Source organism: Gilliamella sp. Choc4-2 (genome assembly GCF_001690355.1).
Classification (GTDB): domain Bacteria; phylum Pseudomonadota; class Gammaproteobacteria; order Enterobacterales; family Orbaceae; genus Gilliamella; species Gilliamella apicola_A.
Genome location: NZ_LZHG01000068.1, coordinates 35,615 through 50,568, shown reverse-complemented (window position 1 = coordinate 50,568; position 14,954 = coordinate 35,615). Strand labels below are relative to the sequence as shown.

At 36.3% G+C, this 14,954-nt stretch carries 15 protein-coding genes and 2 pseudogenes; 2 read left to right on the top strand and 15 right to left on the bottom strand.

Going from position 1 to position 14,954, the window contains the following annotated elements; all coding sequences use genetic code 11:
* The first annotated feature begins 43 nt into the window (after positions 1-43).
* Positions 44-1,444 (top strand): amino acid permease, encoded by a 1,401-nt coding sequence (locus tag A9G34_RS09480; protein ID WP_065569557.1) that lies wholly within the window; start codon positions 44-46, stop codon positions 1,442-1,444.
* 156 nt (positions 1,445-1,600) lie between these two features.
* Here the strand turns inward: A9G34_RS09480 and A9G34_RS09475 are convergent, their stop codons facing one another.
* The 13 genes and pseudogenes from A9G34_RS09475 to aas form a co-directional block, all read right to left on the bottom strand.
* Complete coding sequence (locus tag A9G34_RS09475) at positions 1,601-2,203, bottom strand: MarC family protein (RefSeq protein WP_034946789.1); 603 nt, start codon at positions 2,201-2,203, stop codon at positions 1,601-1,603.
* Positions 2,204-2,340: 137 nt separating this feature from the next.
* On the bottom strand, positions 2,341-2,691 hold the full coding sequence (gene rplS / locus A9G34_RS09470; RefSeq protein WP_034913735.1) for a 50S ribosomal protein L19: 351 nt from the start codon (positions 2,689-2,691) through the stop codon (positions 2,341-2,343).
* Between the two features lie 31 nt (positions 2,692-2,722).
* Positions 2,723-3,475, bottom strand: coding sequence for a tRNA (guanosine(37)-N1)-methyltransferase TrmD (gene trmD, locus A9G34_RS09465; protein WP_034946787.1), 753 nt, complete (start codon positions 3,473-3,475; stop codon positions 2,723-2,725).
* A gap of 16 nt (positions 3,476-3,491) precedes the next feature.
* A complete protein-coding gene (gene rimM / locus A9G34_RS09460; protein ID WP_065569556.1) occupies positions 3,492-4,019 on the bottom strand; it encodes a ribosome maturation factor RimM in 528 nt (175 codons plus the stop codon).
* 26 nt (positions 4,020-4,045) lie between these two features.
* Positions 4,046-4,294: a 30S ribosomal protein S16 gene (gene rpsP, locus A9G34_RS09455; RefSeq protein WP_034946782.1), complete on the bottom strand. Its 249-nt coding sequence runs from the start codon at positions 4,292-4,294 to the stop codon at positions 4,046-4,048.
* Between the two features lie 224 nt (positions 4,295-4,518).
* The gene (locus A9G34_RS09450; RefSeq protein ID WP_034946779.1) at positions 4,519-4,893 is read right to left on the bottom strand and encodes a DUF956 family protein; all 375 of its coding nucleotides are present in this window, start codon (positions 4,891-4,893) and stop codon (positions 4,519-4,521) included.
* A 147-nt stretch (positions 4,894-5,040) separates the two neighbouring features.
* Entirely contained in the window at positions 5,041-5,952 is a 912-nt protein-coding gene (locus tag A9G34_RS09445; RefSeq protein ID WP_065569555.1) for a PTS system mannose/fructose/sorbose family transporter subunit IID, read from the bottom strand.
* 16 nt (positions 5,953-5,968) lie between these two features.
* Positions 5,969-6,763: a PTS mannose/fructose/sorbose transporter subunit IIC gene (locus A9G34_RS09440; protein WP_034913760.1), complete on the bottom strand. Its 795-nt coding sequence runs from the start codon at positions 6,761-6,763 to the stop codon at positions 5,969-5,971.
* A 26-nt stretch (positions 6,764-6,789) separates the two neighbouring features.
* Positions 6,790-7,332 (bottom strand): annotated as a pseudogene (locus A9G34_RS11175) (PTS system mannose/fructose/N-acetylgalactosamine-transporter subunit IIB); the annotation flags it as partial.
* 56 nt (positions 7,333-7,388) lie between these two features.
* Positions 7,389-7,764: pseudogene (locus tag A9G34_RS11170) on the bottom strand (PTS sugar transporter subunit IIA); the annotation flags it as partial.
* A gap of 158 nt (positions 7,765-7,922) precedes the next feature.
* The gene (gene murQ / locus A9G34_RS09430) at positions 7,923-8,819 is read right to left on the bottom strand and encodes an N-acetylmuramic acid 6-phosphate etherase (RefSeq protein WP_065569553.1); all 897 of its coding nucleotides are present in this window, start codon (positions 8,817-8,819) and stop codon (positions 7,923-7,925) included.
* Positions 8,806-9,993, bottom strand: a complete 1,188-nt coding sequence (gene lplT / locus A9G34_RS09425; RefSeq protein ID WP_065569552.1) for a lysophospholipid transporter LplT — start codon at positions 9,991-9,993, stop codon at positions 8,806-8,808. The genes murQ and lplT overlap by 14 nt, the downstream gene beginning before the upstream one ends.
* Positions 9,994-10,008: 15 nt before the next feature.
* Positions 10,009-12,150: a bifunctional acyl-ACP--phospholipid O-acyltransferase/long-chain-fatty-acid--ACP ligase gene (gene aas / locus A9G34_RS09420; RefSeq protein ID WP_065569551.1), complete on the bottom strand. Its 2,142-nt coding sequence runs from the start codon at positions 12,148-12,150 to the stop codon at positions 10,009-10,011.
* Positions 12,151-12,339: 189 nt separating this feature from the next.
* On the opposite strand from aas, the gene A9G34_RS09415 reads away from it, so the two are divergent.
* Complete coding sequence (locus tag A9G34_RS09415) at positions 12,340-13,314, top strand: ornithine cyclodeaminase family protein (RefSeq protein ID WP_065569550.1); 975 nt, start codon at positions 12,340-12,342, stop codon at positions 13,312-13,314.
* A gap of 66 nt (positions 13,315-13,380) precedes the next feature.
* On the opposite strand, the gene gpsA is transcribed toward A9G34_RS09415, so the two are convergent.
* On the bottom strand, positions 13,381-14,394 hold the full coding sequence (gpsA, locus tag A9G34_RS09410) for an NAD(P)H-dependent glycerol-3-phosphate dehydrogenase (protein WP_065569549.1): 1,014 nt from the start codon (positions 14,392-14,394) through the stop codon (positions 13,381-13,383).
* A 44-nt stretch (positions 14,395-14,438) separates the two neighbouring features.
* On the bottom strand, positions 14,439-14,939 hold the full coding sequence (secB, locus tag A9G34_RS09405; RefSeq protein ID WP_065569548.1) for a protein-export chaperone SecB: 501 nt from the start codon (positions 14,937-14,939) through the stop codon (positions 14,439-14,441).
* Positions 14,940-14,954 lie beyond the last annotated feature (15 nt).

Genomic DNA, 14,954 nt, shown 5'->3' with positions numbered 1-14,954 from the left:
CTGCTGGTTTCCAGCAGCTTTTATTCCTGACTAGGTGGTTTACATGGTAACATCAGAATATCAAGGAAGTTCCTATCCTAGTACTAGTAGTTTAAAGAAGAATTTAAAGAATCGCCATCTTTTAATGATCTCTTTAGGTGGTTCAATTGGTACAGGACTATTTATTGGTATTGCAGCACCTCTTAGCGATGTTGGACCGCTAGGCACTATTATTGCTTATTTGTTAGCTGGTAGTATTATGCTTTCAACCATGCTATGTTTAAGTGAATTATCGTGTGCCTTTCCTCATGCTGGTTCTTTTCAACATTATGCATTAATGTTTATACCGAATCCAATTTGGAGCTATACCATTGGTTGGTTATATTGGTTAAGCTGGGTGCTGTCTATGGCTGCAGATTTAACGGCTGCTGCGATGATTGCTTATCATTTTTTTAATTCAATTCCTATCTATCTTTTTAGCTTATTAATTCTTGTTATTTTAACCTTAGTACACTTAACCTCAGTACGAGCTTTTGGTGAAAGTGAATACTGGTTTTCAACCATTAAAGTCTTTGCAATTATTGCGTTTATAGGAACAGGTATTTATCTGCTTTATCATCAATATGTTGATACACAGGTTTTACCTACGTTAAAAACAGAAAATGGTTGGTTTCCCAATGGTTTTTCAGCCATATTGGTTTGTATGACTATTGTGACTTATTCTTTTCAAGGTGTTGAATTAATTGGTAGTGCAGCAGGTGAAGCTGAGTCACCACAGGCAGTTTTACCGAAAATTATTACAGGTGTTGCTTTTAGAATTATATTGTTTTATGTCTTATCGATTGCAGTATTAGCGTTTGTTTATCCCTATGGAACAATACATGGTGAGATTAGCCCCTTTGTCTGGGTATTTAACCGCGCAGGTATTAAATTTGCTTCATATGCAATGTTGTTTGTGATTTTTTGTGCAGCAATATCTGCGGCTAATTCTGCAATCTATGCAAGCTCAAGGATGTTATGGTCTATGGCTCAGGATAATTTAGCTCCTAAGTATTTTTCAAAAGTAAATAGGCGAGGAGTACCAACAAAAGGAATTTTATTTATTTCAAGTATTGCATCAGTATCGTTATTATCGAAGTATATTGCTGCTGAAAAACTTTATCTTTATTTAGTTGCAGCCACAGGGCAAGTAGGTTGTTTTGCTTGGATCATTATTGCTTGGTGCCAGTATCAATTCCGAAAAGGTGTGATTAATGGTAAATATTCCAAAGAGATGATTAAATTTAAATCTCCGTTATTTCCTTGGTTAGCTGCAATTTCAATTATTGCTAATGTTGTGATTATTGTTGGAGTATGGTTTGGCGAATCGGGTCACTTTATTTTATTATCTGAAGTTATCTTAGTCATAATCATTTTACTGACTTACTTTTTCTATAAAAACCGTAAACTTCACAATAACTACTAAATTAGATTAGTGATGAACATACTTAGTCAATTAAGTATGTGATTACCTAATGGTAATTACATACTATTCTGAATTAAATCAGATCTAAGACATTTAAAACATGTATTTTATCTATTTTATATAGCAGTTTGAAGAAATTATAAAAGTCATGCTAGGTTATTTTATAAAAGCAGATATTCCGGTAAAGACAACTTGTGCGGCTATAGCTGATATTAATAGCCCGGTCAGTTTCGATAAAATTGCAATACCTGTATTTTTTAATACTTTTGCAATGCTTTTTGCGCATAACAGCATTGCATAAATTCCTGAAGAAGCAATGAATAAAGAGACGGCACCAACCATATTGGCAGCAAAGCCTACTGAACTTGTTCCCATAACAATGATAGTACCAATAGAAGCGGGTCCCATACAAAGTGGAATTGCAAGAGGTACCACACTGATATCTTCATCACTACTAATTTTGTTTTTTTCAGGAGAATCATTCATTAGTGAAACCGCTGTGATAAAAAGTAATGCACCAGAGCCTATGCGGAATGCATCTAGAGTAAAGCCAAAAACACTAAACATAGTATTGCCAAAGAAAAACAGTACAATACCAATGATAAATACAGCATATGAGGTTTTTAGCGCTGTTTTGCGCCTTAATAATTCATCATATTGCTTAGTACCGCTCAAAAATGCACTTAAAACTGCTGGAGGAGTCATTAATGCAAATAATTTAACTGTTGTGGCAAGAATATCAATAAGATAGTTACCCATAGCATTCCCTTTTGAATAAAACTACTTTTAATTTTCTAACTAATTAAAATTAACATAAATAATTTCTTTTAGACATAAAAACGGTCACCATCGAGGTGACCACCTTTATCTGGTTTTAAATATCAACCAATAAAAAATTAGTTAAGGCGCTCTTTAATGCGAGCCGCTTTACCACGAAGTTCACGTAAGTAGTAAAGTTTAGCTTGACGTACTTGACCGCGACGTTTCACAGTAATTGAATCAACAATTGGTGAGTGAGTTTGGAATACTCGTTCAACACCTTCTCCATTCGAAATCTTACGCACTGTAAATGCAGAGTGCAAACCACGATTACGAATGCCAATAACAACACCTTCATAAGCTTGAAGACGTTTTTTATTACCTTCAACAACCCATACTTTTACTTCAACCGTGTCACCTGGGCGAAAAGACGGGATGTCTTTTTTCATTTGTTCTTGTTCTAATTGCTGAATAATTGCATTTTTCATAATATTATCTCTTACTAGTTATACTGAAATATTAATTGCTTAGTTTGTCACCGTATTCTTGTTGGAATTCAGTGAGTAAACATTGCTCTTCATCAGTCAGAGCTAGATTTGCAAGAAGATCTTCTCTTCTTAACCAAGTTCGTCCTAGTGATTGTTTTAATCTCCAACGACGAATCGCTTCATGGTTACCAGACATTAATACGTCAGGTACCGCCATTCCATCTAACACCTCAGGCCGAGTATAGTGTGGACAGTCAAGTAAACCGTTAGCAAAAGAGTCTTCTTTTGCCGATGATTGGTGATTTAGCACGCCAGGAATAAACCTTGCTAATGCATCAATCATGGTCATCGCTGGTATTTCACCACCACTTAACACGTAATCCCCAATTGACCATTCTTCGTCAATTTCGGTTTGAATAACGCGTTCATCTATACCTTCGTATCGTCCACAAATCAAAATTAAATTTTGATTTTGTGACAATTCGCAAACACCTTGTTGGTCTAATTTGCGCCCTTGTGGGGAAAGATAGATTACTTTTGTATTGTTACCTGCAACTGTTTTTGCCGCATGAATTGCATCTTTAAGTGGTTGAACCATCATTAACATGCCGGGACCACCACCATAAGGCCTATCATCGACAGTCTTATGCTTATCATGCGCAAAATCGCGAGGGTTCCAATATTCTACTGTTAACAGTCCATTTTTAACGGCTCGACCAGTTACGCCATAACAGGTAATGGCTTGAAACATTTCGGGAAAAAGGCTGATTACGCCAATCCACATAGTTTTACCTTACCAATTAAAAAGCAGGATCCCAATCGACCACAATCATTTTTGCTGTTAAATCAACTTGTTTTATAAATTGATTATCAACAAAAGGGATTAAACGTTCTGTTGCGCCAAATGCATCTTTTAGATTTGCTTTAACCACTAATACATCGTTAGATCCGGTTTCCATCAAATCAGTTACCTGTCCTAAATCATAGTTATTAACTGTTTTAACTCGGCAACCAATGAGATCCTTCCAATAAAAATCACCATTGCTAAGTGCAGGTAATTTTTCTGCATCAACAAACACTTCAATATTGGTTAATGCAATGGCTTGATCACGATCATCAATGCCTTTAAGTTTCACAATCATATCATGATTATGCGGTTTAAAGCTCTCTACAATTACCTCTTGCCATTGTCCAGCACGCTGAATATACCAAGGTGTGTAATCAAAAATGCTATCTGGGAATTCTGTAAACGAAAAAATTCTGAGCCATCCGCGAATGCCGTAGCTTGAACCAAGTTTACCAACAACAATAAGATTCTCAGTATTCATCATTACAGTGATTATCAATTACTAAATTAAGCAGCTTTTTGCGCTTGTTTAATTAGTGCATTAACACGATCAGAAACAGTTGCACCTAAACCAACCCAATGATTTACGCGATCAAGATCTAAACGTAATTCCTCTGCTTTACCTTGTGCAATTGGATTAAAAAAACCAACGCGCTCAATAAAACGACCATCACGTGGGCTACGGCTATCGGTAACAACTACTTGATAAAAAGGGCGCTTTTTAGAGCCACCACGAGCTAAACGAATAGTTACCATAACATCCTCTTAAGTTAAAAAATAATCTTCTTTTTGTCCAACACGGACAAAATCAAAGCCATAGGATTATACTCTTTTTGGCAAAAAGCGCAATGGTTGTTTGTTGATGATGGAGGCTATATTGGTGGACTTAAACTAACTTAAAAAAGGATGGATAAAAATGATACCAACTATAATTCATTTAATTTAAGTGAAAATCGATAAATATAACAAAATAGTGATTTTCATTTTTTGTTCTTTTTGTGAAAAAAAGCTCTCTTTAAAACATCAAAAAAGCCAAGTGACCGGACCATTTTTTGCCCGTCAACATAAACTCGAATGGCTTTTAATACCTTCTTGGGCTCTTTAGATGCAAAGGTATATGTACCATTTTTTTTTGTTTGTATTGAATAACGAGGAATCCATCTACCACCTAATAATACAGAAGCAATCACATAGTCAACTTCATTCCATGGTATTTGGATATATTTGCGTGGATCTTGTTGATGATAAAACTCAAAGGCTTTGTTACCAATTATTATATTGCCGTATTCAGATAAGCCTGTAAATGCGGTTGCTTTCACTGTCAAATCAATTTTAGTATTTAATGATTGAACCATCTACCCTATATCCATGCAAAGTTCAAATGATTAATGACACCTTTTCATCGCATTATGTGATGAAAAGGTTAATGTAATATTAAATAGAAAGTTGGAGCTATTTTTAAATATCATACTTTCCAAATATATGTAGGCATAGCTATATGTTTATAAAAGGCCGATTACATGACCAACAATACCTACTATAAATAATCCCAAAATAATTAGGATTGGTGATACTTTTTTACGAAGTAACCACATACAAAAGAAGGTTAATAGTAAAGGAACAAGTCCAGGTATTAACTGATCCAAGTTATTTTGTAAGGTGGTTACCTTTTGTTGAGTCAGTGATAATCCGCTTTGCATTTGAATTAATGCTTGTTGAATGCCTTCAGCACCTGCTGGTAATGTATTCCAATCAATAAAAGCACCATTGTCTAGCTTGACAGTAGATACGACTGGTTGGAATTTAATTGATACCCATCTTTGTACTAAGGCCGCCAGTACAAACATCCCTAAAATAGAAGCTCCTTTGGTGATTTTTTGTAGTAATCCGCCAGATAAATTATCGGTTATTTTAGAGCCTGTGCGGTAACCAAATTCTTGGGTATACCACATGAAGCCCCAACGAATAATATTCCATAATAAGAAGAATAAAATTGGTCCCATAATATTACCACTTAGCGCAAGTGAAGCGCCAAGAGCACCGAGCATTGGACGTACGGTAAACCAGAATACTGGATCACCCACACCCGCTAATGGTCCCATCATCCCAACTTTTACCCCTTGAATTGCTACGTCATCAACAGCAGCTCCATTAGCCCGTTCCTCTTCAAGTGCAAGAGTTACCCCAAGTACTGGAGAAGCTAAATAAGGGTGAGTATTAAAAAATTCTAGGTGACGCTTAAGAGCAGCAGAGCGCTCCTCTTTGGTGGTATATAATTTTTTGATAGCAGGGATCATTGAATAGACCCATCCACCATTTTGCATACGTTCATAGTTCCAAGACCCTTGGAGGAAGGTTGAACGCCAAGCAACCGCTAAACGATCTTTTTTGTTTAATTGGATTCTATCAGTCATTTTCTTCTCCAAGTTTTTAGTAATCATTTAAAATATCATCAAGTGGATCACCTTTGCTACCACCATTGGATGAATTGCCACGTTCAGAAAGATTGAGGTAAATTAGTGCTAATGCTATACCTAAAGCGCCAAGTGCAATCAGTGTTAATTGTGATATCGCAGCAACGACAAAACCAATAATGAAAAATGGCCATACTTCTCGGTTTGCCATCATATTGATTACCATTGCATAACCAACAGCAACAACCATTCCACCACCAATAGCCATTCCTGTTGTTAGCCATTCTGGCATTGCTTCTAGTGTACTTCTAACAATTTCAGCAGGAATAAAGAGTAATGCAGCAGCTGGGATTGCGATACGTAAACCTTGTAAACAGATACCTAAAATTTGTAACCATTCAATTTTTTGAATATTGCCTTCCTCCGCTGCCGCATCCATCATGTGTACTAATGGAACTGCAATAGTTCGCACAATCATGGTTAAAAATAGCCCTGCAACTGCAAGTGGAATAGCAACAGCTATAGCGGTAGATACGCCAGCTATACCTTGGCCACCTAATACTAAAATAATTGATGAAGCAACCGATGCTAAAGCTGCATCAGGCGCTACTGCCGCCCCAATATTGGCCCAACCGAGAGCAATCATTTGCAACGAACCGCCCAATACAACCCCTGCTTCTAAATTACCTGTTACAAGTCCAATTAAAGAACAAGCCACTAAAGGTTGGTGGAATTGAAACTGATCTAAAATACCTTCCATACCAGCTAGAAAGGCAATAACTATCACTAAAATGATAGCAATAATTGACAATGTCATAATATAACCCCTTAAATAAACTAATTCTTTTGTTGCGCCAATTCTTCTTTCGCTTTTTTCAATAATTCGTCCATATTACTGCTAGAGTCATTAGGTACTTTGCGAACATCAAATTTCACATTTTTTGTTTTTAATTTTTCAAATGTATCAACATCATCAGAATTCATTGACAGCACTTTATTAACCATAACCTTTCCTACGGAATGGGCCATTGAACCAATATTAAGTTCATTGATATCGACACCGCCCTCTATGGTTCGTAGCACATCTTGTGGATTTTCAAATAGAAGTAGCGCTTTGGTATTACCAAAACGAGGATCGCGTGAAACTTCAATAATTTTTTTAACTGGAACTACATTTGCTTTTACACCAGGAGGCGCTGCTTCTTGGATGAGTTTTTTTCTTAATTCATCTTTTGCAACCGAATCAGAAACAACAATAATCCGGTTCGGATTGGTTGATTTTGTCCATGCTGTCGCCACTTGCCCATGTAATAGGCGTGAGTCAACACGAGCTAACACGATTTTCATCTTACCATCTCCGAGTACTGTTCCTTCGGGGATAGTATTTGCGTTTTTAGTAGAAGCAGAAGATTGTGTTGGTATTTCGACTGTTGCTCGAACTCCTTCTTTGCCTGGTTCAATAATTGCAGCAGCAATTTCTTTTGCACTTTCCATTGAAAAGCGCGAGGAATAGGCTTCAATTAACATAGGTAGATTTAAACCGGCTACAATAGCCCAGTTGCTATGCTCTCCACATAAATTGTTAGCCTGATTAAATGGTGTGCCTCCCCATAAATCAACTAAAAAAAGTATTTCATCTTGATTATCAAATGTAGCTATTGCTTCAAGCATTCGCTCTTTTAAACTTTCCGGACTATCACTTGGATACAAGGTAACAGCTTTAACGTTTTCTTGCTCTCCAAATATCATCGTTCCTGATTGTAGAATACCTTCAGCAAACTCACCATGAGTTGCTAGGATGATTCCTACCATACAACTACCTCCTAATTTTATATTAATTAAATAATATAAATAGTATAAAAATAAAAGCATTTATTTTATAACACAAAATAATTTGAAAATTATGTATCTATCACATTTTGATAACAACATAAATTTTCTATTTTTTATTAAAACAAAGTTAGTTTATGTTACAGCGTTTGACGAATAAAACCATTTTCTTTTTTAAGTTTCAGTCTTGCTTGCTCTGCATTTAAACCTGAAAGAATCATTAAAATAGCGGTTTTACAATGTTTGTTACTCTCTGCTAATGCTGCAATGGCTTTTTCACGGCTGCAATCGGTAGCCTGCATAACAATAGATATTTGCCGTTCAACAAGCTTGGCGTTGGTAGCTTCTACGTCAACCATCAAATTACTATAGACTTTGCCGATTTTTATCATGCTGGCAGTGGTTAACATGTTGAGGACTAATTTTTGTGCTGTGCCCGCTTTCATTCTGGATGAGCCAGTAATTACTTCTGCACCAACGATTGGTGTAATAGCAATATTGGCTAAATTAATCATTGGAGCTAATGGGTTACAGCATAAGCTAATCACTGTTGCTCCAATTGATTTAGCATATTGCATAGCACCTATTACATAAGGTGTGCGCCCACTAGCGGCAATGCCAACTAAAACGTCATTTGAGCTAAAATTAATGTTTTTTAAGTCAGTAATTGCCAATTCTGGGTTATCTTCTGCATTTTCAACCGCCTTAAAAATGGCTGTTTTGCCCCCAGCAATTAAACCAATAACTTGTTCTGGTGATGTACCATAAGTTGGTGGACATTCACTTGCATCTAAAATACCTAGTCGTCCTGATGTGCCAGCACCGATATAGATTAGTCTACCTTGATTTGAAAATGCTAAACTAATTGCATCAACAGCTTTTGCGATATTGGGTAACTCTTTTTCAATAGCCAATGCGACTTTTTTATCTTCATTATTGATGATTTGTAGCATTTCTAATGTTGAACAGTTATCTATTTTTTCGCTATTAGGATTACGCCTTTCTGTTAGCATTGCTGATAAATTAATGTGATTCATTATTTTTTAATCCTAACCATAACAAAAATATAACTAAAGCAAATAAACTCCCAAAACCAACACCGATAGCAGTAACCGATAAATTTAAAGCAACGGCTAACGTATAAAGCCCTAACATTATCATCATCGCTGAGTATTCACTTAGATTTTGTACCGAAATAACACTGCCGGCACCGACCAAATCTTTCCCCATTTTTTGAATAAAAGCATTTAATGGTACCAAAAAGAAGCCACCTAATGCTCCGATAACAATGAGTAAAATATAAGACGAAATTATGTTCCCTTGCAAAGTGAAGGCAATTACCGCTATGCCCATCATTATACCAGCAGGAACGCAGCTTAAGGTTTTGTTAATAGCAATAAATGTACTAGCTAGACCTGCGCCAATAACAATGCCGATAGCAACTATTGCATTAAGGTTTGTTGGTGTTGCGTTGTCATGAATATTTAAGATAGCTGGAACCCAGCTAATTAAAAGAAAACGTAAAGTAATACCTGCTCCCCAAAACAAACTAGTACCTAATAATGTAAATAAGATTTGCTTATTGGTGAAGGTAATTTTGATTGTGTTAGCAAAATCTTTGATCATGCCTATAAATTGCCATGAAATATCCTGTCGTGCAGCAGGTAATTTAGGAATAAAAAAGTTAGCAATAACTGCCAGCCCATACACTAACACGCACGCAATTAAGGAAGCGCTCACATTAAGATCGGCAATATGACCACCAGCCAGCGAACCAAGTAAAATGGCTGCAATGGTTGATGCTTCTATTAACCCATTTGCTTTAACTAAATTATCGCCTGTCGTAAGTTCACCTAAAATTCCATATTTAGCAGGAGAGTAGGCCGCAGCGCCTATACCGACTAGGAAATAGCCAGCAAAAGGACTGATGTTTAAACAAATGCAACTAGCACCCAGTAATTTTATACTATTTGAAATCATCATTGCCTTACCTTTTGATATGCTGTCAGCAAATTGACCAACAAAAGGCGAAAGGATAATAAATGGCAGTACAAAACTAATCTGTAATACCGATTGACTCCATGTTGGATAATGTAAATTTTTGATGAAAGCTAAGATCGCAAAAAAGATTGCATTATCAGCAAATGCTGAAAAAAACTGCGCCAGCATGGTTGCAACCATGCCTTTGCTTAACAGAGAATGTTGTTTCATGTGACATCCTTTAGTTTATTCGTCAGCCATTTTTCGTAAAGTAATAAAATCAATTTTACCTGTACCTAGTAGTGGTAACTCTTTTACTATACGAATATCACGAGGAACGGCTAATGCCGGAATGCCTAATTCTTGAGATGCCAGATTAAGTTGCTCTCGATTTAATTTTGTTGAGGTAGTAAATAAGACAATTGCTTCACCTTTAGCAGCATCGGCTTTAACTGTTGCACCGTGCATTGCATCAGAGTCAACTTTTTTTGCTAAGGATTCAACACTTTCTAATGAAACCATTTCACCGGCAACTTTGGCAAATCGCTTCAAGCGCCCTTTAATTGTTACAAAACCTTCACTATCAATAGCAACGATATCGCCGGTATCATACCAACCTTTTTCGGCTTGTCCATTTTCATCAACTGCAACTGGCTCTTCAAGTTTTCCGGGATTTTCCACCCTTAAATAACCCTTCATCACATTAGGCCCTTTGACTTGTAATTGGCCTCCATCGCTAATGCCTGGAATATGAATTAATCTTGATGCCATGCCCGGCAGTAATCGTCCTACAGTACCAGTTTTAAATGCCATAGGAACATTAAGCGCTACAACAGGCGCACATTCGGTAACGCCATAGCCTTCTAAAATACGAATACCATATTTATCTTTCCATTGTTCTCGTACTGCATCTGATAATTTTTCAGCGCCTGCAACAACATAGCGTAAACGCATAAAATCATATGGGTGAGCATAACGGGCATAGTTTGCCAAGAAAGTTGGCGTACCAAATAAAACTGTACAGTTTTGGTCATAAATAATTTCAGGAACCATACGGTAATGTAATGGATTTGGATATAAAAATGTACGGCTACCTGAAAATAGCGGCAGGAATAATCCTGCTGTAATACCAAAAGCATGAAATAATGGCAGTGCTGACATAAATCGATCTGCTGGAGTTGGATCAATAACCGTTCGAATTTGCTCAACATTAGCAAGTAAGCTAGCATGGCTATGAGCAACACCTTTAGGGTTCCCCTCTGAACCAGAGGTAAACAATACTAGTGCTTCGTCATCGCTTGATTGTTGATATTTAATTAAGCGTGGAATATATTGATGCACTGCAACATAAAACTTATCTTTTAAAGTTAAGTTTTTCCGCAAATCTTCAAGAAAACACCACTTAACGTCTTTGATTTCTTCAAGTAGATAATCAAGTTTCCCTTTTCTAATAAATGTGCGTGAAGTAATAATCGTTTTTATTTCAGCCGCAGTAATGGCACAGTTTAAGCCTTTTGTTCCCGCAGTATAGTTAAGCATTGCTGGAATTCGATTTTTTACTGACAAACCAAAAATAGTTGCAACAGTAATGGTCGCATTGGGTAATAAAACACCTACTCGCTCTTTATTTTTAGTAATTTTGGCAATAATACAACCAACACCTATAATTTGTTTTAATAAATTGCGATAAGATGCTTCGTGAGTTGTCGGGTCTTGTACCATTCTTGATTTCACGCCATAGCGAACTTGTGCTTCTAATAATGCTTCAAACAGCGTTAATTTTGGACGACTTGCCATGCGTGCATTCATCATAATTTGATGAAGTTTTTCACCTGCAATATAACGCCTTTCACTAGCTTTAGGCGCATCTGGCATCGGAATAGATGTGGGGTTAAGAACATGAATAGTTATTTTAGGAAATAAACGACGCTTAAATAAACCTTTTAAACGACTAGTTAAAGTAAATTCAGCTCCTTCGATCCACACTGGTACAATGGTGGCTTGAGAGCGAGCAGCAACAAAAGCAGCGCCATCATAAATTTTCATTAATGAGCCAGTTATAGTAATTCTCCCTTCAGGGAATATGACTATCGGGCGGCCTTTTTCAACTTCGCGAACTAATCGCTTTATTGCCATTGGACTAAGCGGATCCATTGGCACAAAATCAACATAGTGCTTTGCTAAGCGAACTAACCAATGATTAATATAACCCGAATAAATAGCAAAGACAGGTCTTATGGGTAAAAATATGCCGATTAGAATACCATCAAGGAAAGATACATGGTTAGGTGTAATAAGAAGTCTATCTTGTTTTAAATTTTCTAAATCGCCATCAATTCTGACATGAAATAAAGTCTTTAAGAAAAATTTTAATATTTTAAATAACATCTGATATTCTCAAATATCGTGCAAAAGTACACGCAGTAATAATAGTGAAAATATAAAAGATATACAAGAACTGCGATTTTTGTTATATAAAACAGTTTTTTATGGTTTAATTAACAATAAATCTTGCTCTAAAAAATAGATATTAGATACTAAAGTTTAAAAAATATAGAAAATCAATAAGGAATAAAAATGCTTATTTTAACAGCCAATGATATTGAAAGATTTTATACAATGAAAGATGCAATAGCTGCAGATAAACAAGCCTTGAAAATCTATAGCCAAGGAAACAGTGATGTGCCGTTACGAATAAATTTTGATATGCAAAAGGGACAATGTTTGTTTATGCCCGCGCATATTAAAGGTAGCGATATTGTGGGTATAAAAATTGTTTCGGTATTTCCTGACAATCCTAAATTGGGTAAACCATCAGTACCAGCTCAAGTTTTAATGTTAGACCCACAAACAGGTGAAGTCTGTGCTATGTTAGATGGTACTTTTGTCACTCAGCTTCGTACAGGAGCCGTTCAAGGTGCAGCAACCGATTTGCTGGCGCGTAAAAATGCTAGTCGAGCAGTATTGATAGGTACTGGTGGGCAAGCAGTATCTCAATTAGAGGCAATGTTAACTGTTCGTTCACTTACTGACGTTGCTATTTTTGATATTGATACACAAAAAGCGAAACAATTTACAGAAGAGATGAGACATCGTTTTGCCCATTTTTCTACTAATCTTTATTTTTCAAAAAATTTGGATGATGATATTAGCCAGGCTGATATTATTACTTCGGTTACAACCTCAAAAGTTGTGACATTTAATGGCGAAAAAGTAAAACCTGGCACGCACGTTAATGGAGTGGGTGCTTATACGCCAGAAATGCATGAAATTCCAGAATGTATTGTTGAAAAGGCTAATATTCGTGTAGTTGATACTAAAGAAGGTGTATTTGCTGAAGCCGGCGATATTATTGATCCAATTAAACAACAATTGGTATCAGAAGATGATTTTTTAGAGTTAGGAGATTTAGTGATAGATCCAGCTCAATGCCGTCTAAATGATCAGCAAATTACGCTGTTTAAAACTGTTGGTACAGCAGTATTAGACGTGTATATTGGCTACGATATCTATCTTAAAGCAAAAGAAAAAGGAATTGGTACGTTTTTATAATACTTAGGTATCAAGTTAGTATAATTTTGTGTTAAAAAGTTTCCGGTAGGTGTTTGAGTATAAAAATTAGCTTTTTAGTTCTTCTTTTTGTGATCGTCTAAGTAATGCCATCGCTGCTTGTTTGGGGTCTTTATGCTCATAAAGGATTTGATAAATTTGATCAGTGATTGGCATATCTACATGATATTTTTGGGCTAATAACCAGACCTCTTTTGTATTATTGCGACCTTCAACAACTTGGGCAATAGCATCTTGAGCTTCTTGAATGGATTTATTCTGACCCAGTAACATTCCAAAACGACGATTACGAGATTGATTATCGGTACAAGTTAAAACTAAATCACCTAATCCTGCCATCCCCATAAAAGTTGCTGGATCTGCGCCTAATGCAGCACCTAAACGCATCATTTCGGCAAGTCCACGTGTGATTAATGCTGTTCTGGCATTGGCGCCAAAACCAAGACCATCAGATAATCCAGCTCCAATAGCAATAACATTTTTGATTGCGCCACCAAGTTGCACTCCAATAAAATCTTTGCTGCTATAGACTCGGAAGCTTTTGCTACAATGAAACAAAGTTTGCAGTTGATTCAAAAAATGCTCATCAGTTGATGCTACAGTTACTGCCGTTGGTAATCCAGATGCCACTTCTTTAGCAAAAGTTGGACCAGAAATAACCGCTAATGGGATTTTATCACCTAAAATTTCCTTAGCTACATCTTGTAACATTCGCCCTGTATTAACCTCAAGCCCTTTTGTAGCCCATACAATTTTAGTATCTTGGCGCAAAAAAGGTTTAATTTGTATCAGAATATTTGCAAAGGCATGGCTTGGTACAACAATCAACAAAATAGGGGCAGCTAAAACAGCTGTTTGTAAATCGCTTTCAATTTGAAGCGGATCAGGAAAAGCAATATCCGGCAAAAATTGCTTATTTTGTCTGTCTTGCTGTAGAGCAGCCATTTTATCAGGGTTATGACCCCATAGCAGAGTTGGATGCCCATTACGAGCGAGTAAAATAGCTAAGGAGGTTCCATAAGAACCTGCTCCAATTACTGTCACTACAGCTTTTTTTTTCATAACAATTTATTAATTTATCGTTAATGTTAATTAATTTAGAAAAATCATTGTAGCGTTTCGTTTGTTTCAGATTCGGCTCCAACATTAGCTTCAGCTTGTTGTTGCTGTTGTTGAAGATAATTCATAAATAACACATCAAAGTTAACTGGCTCTAAATTTACTGGAGGGAATGTACCTTTACTAACTAAACCAGAAATAGTTTCACGTGCATAAGGGAACAAAATATTAGGACAATAAGCGCCGAGGCAATGTTGTAATTGAGCATCATTGAATCCAACAACAGAAAAAATACCTGCTTGAGTTACTTCACAAATATAAACTACTTCATCTTGTGATTTCATTGTAACTGTAACGCGTAATGCAACTTCAAATACATTTTCATTCAACAATTGAGAGGAAGAATTTAGCTCAACATTCATAGCAGGCTGGAACTGCTTAGTAAATATCTCAGGTACATTGTTGGTTTCAAAAGAAACATCTTTAGTGTAGATTCGTTGAATCGCAAATTGTGTTTCTGAACGTTGTGTATTGTTTTGTTCTGTCATGATAAAACCTTATTT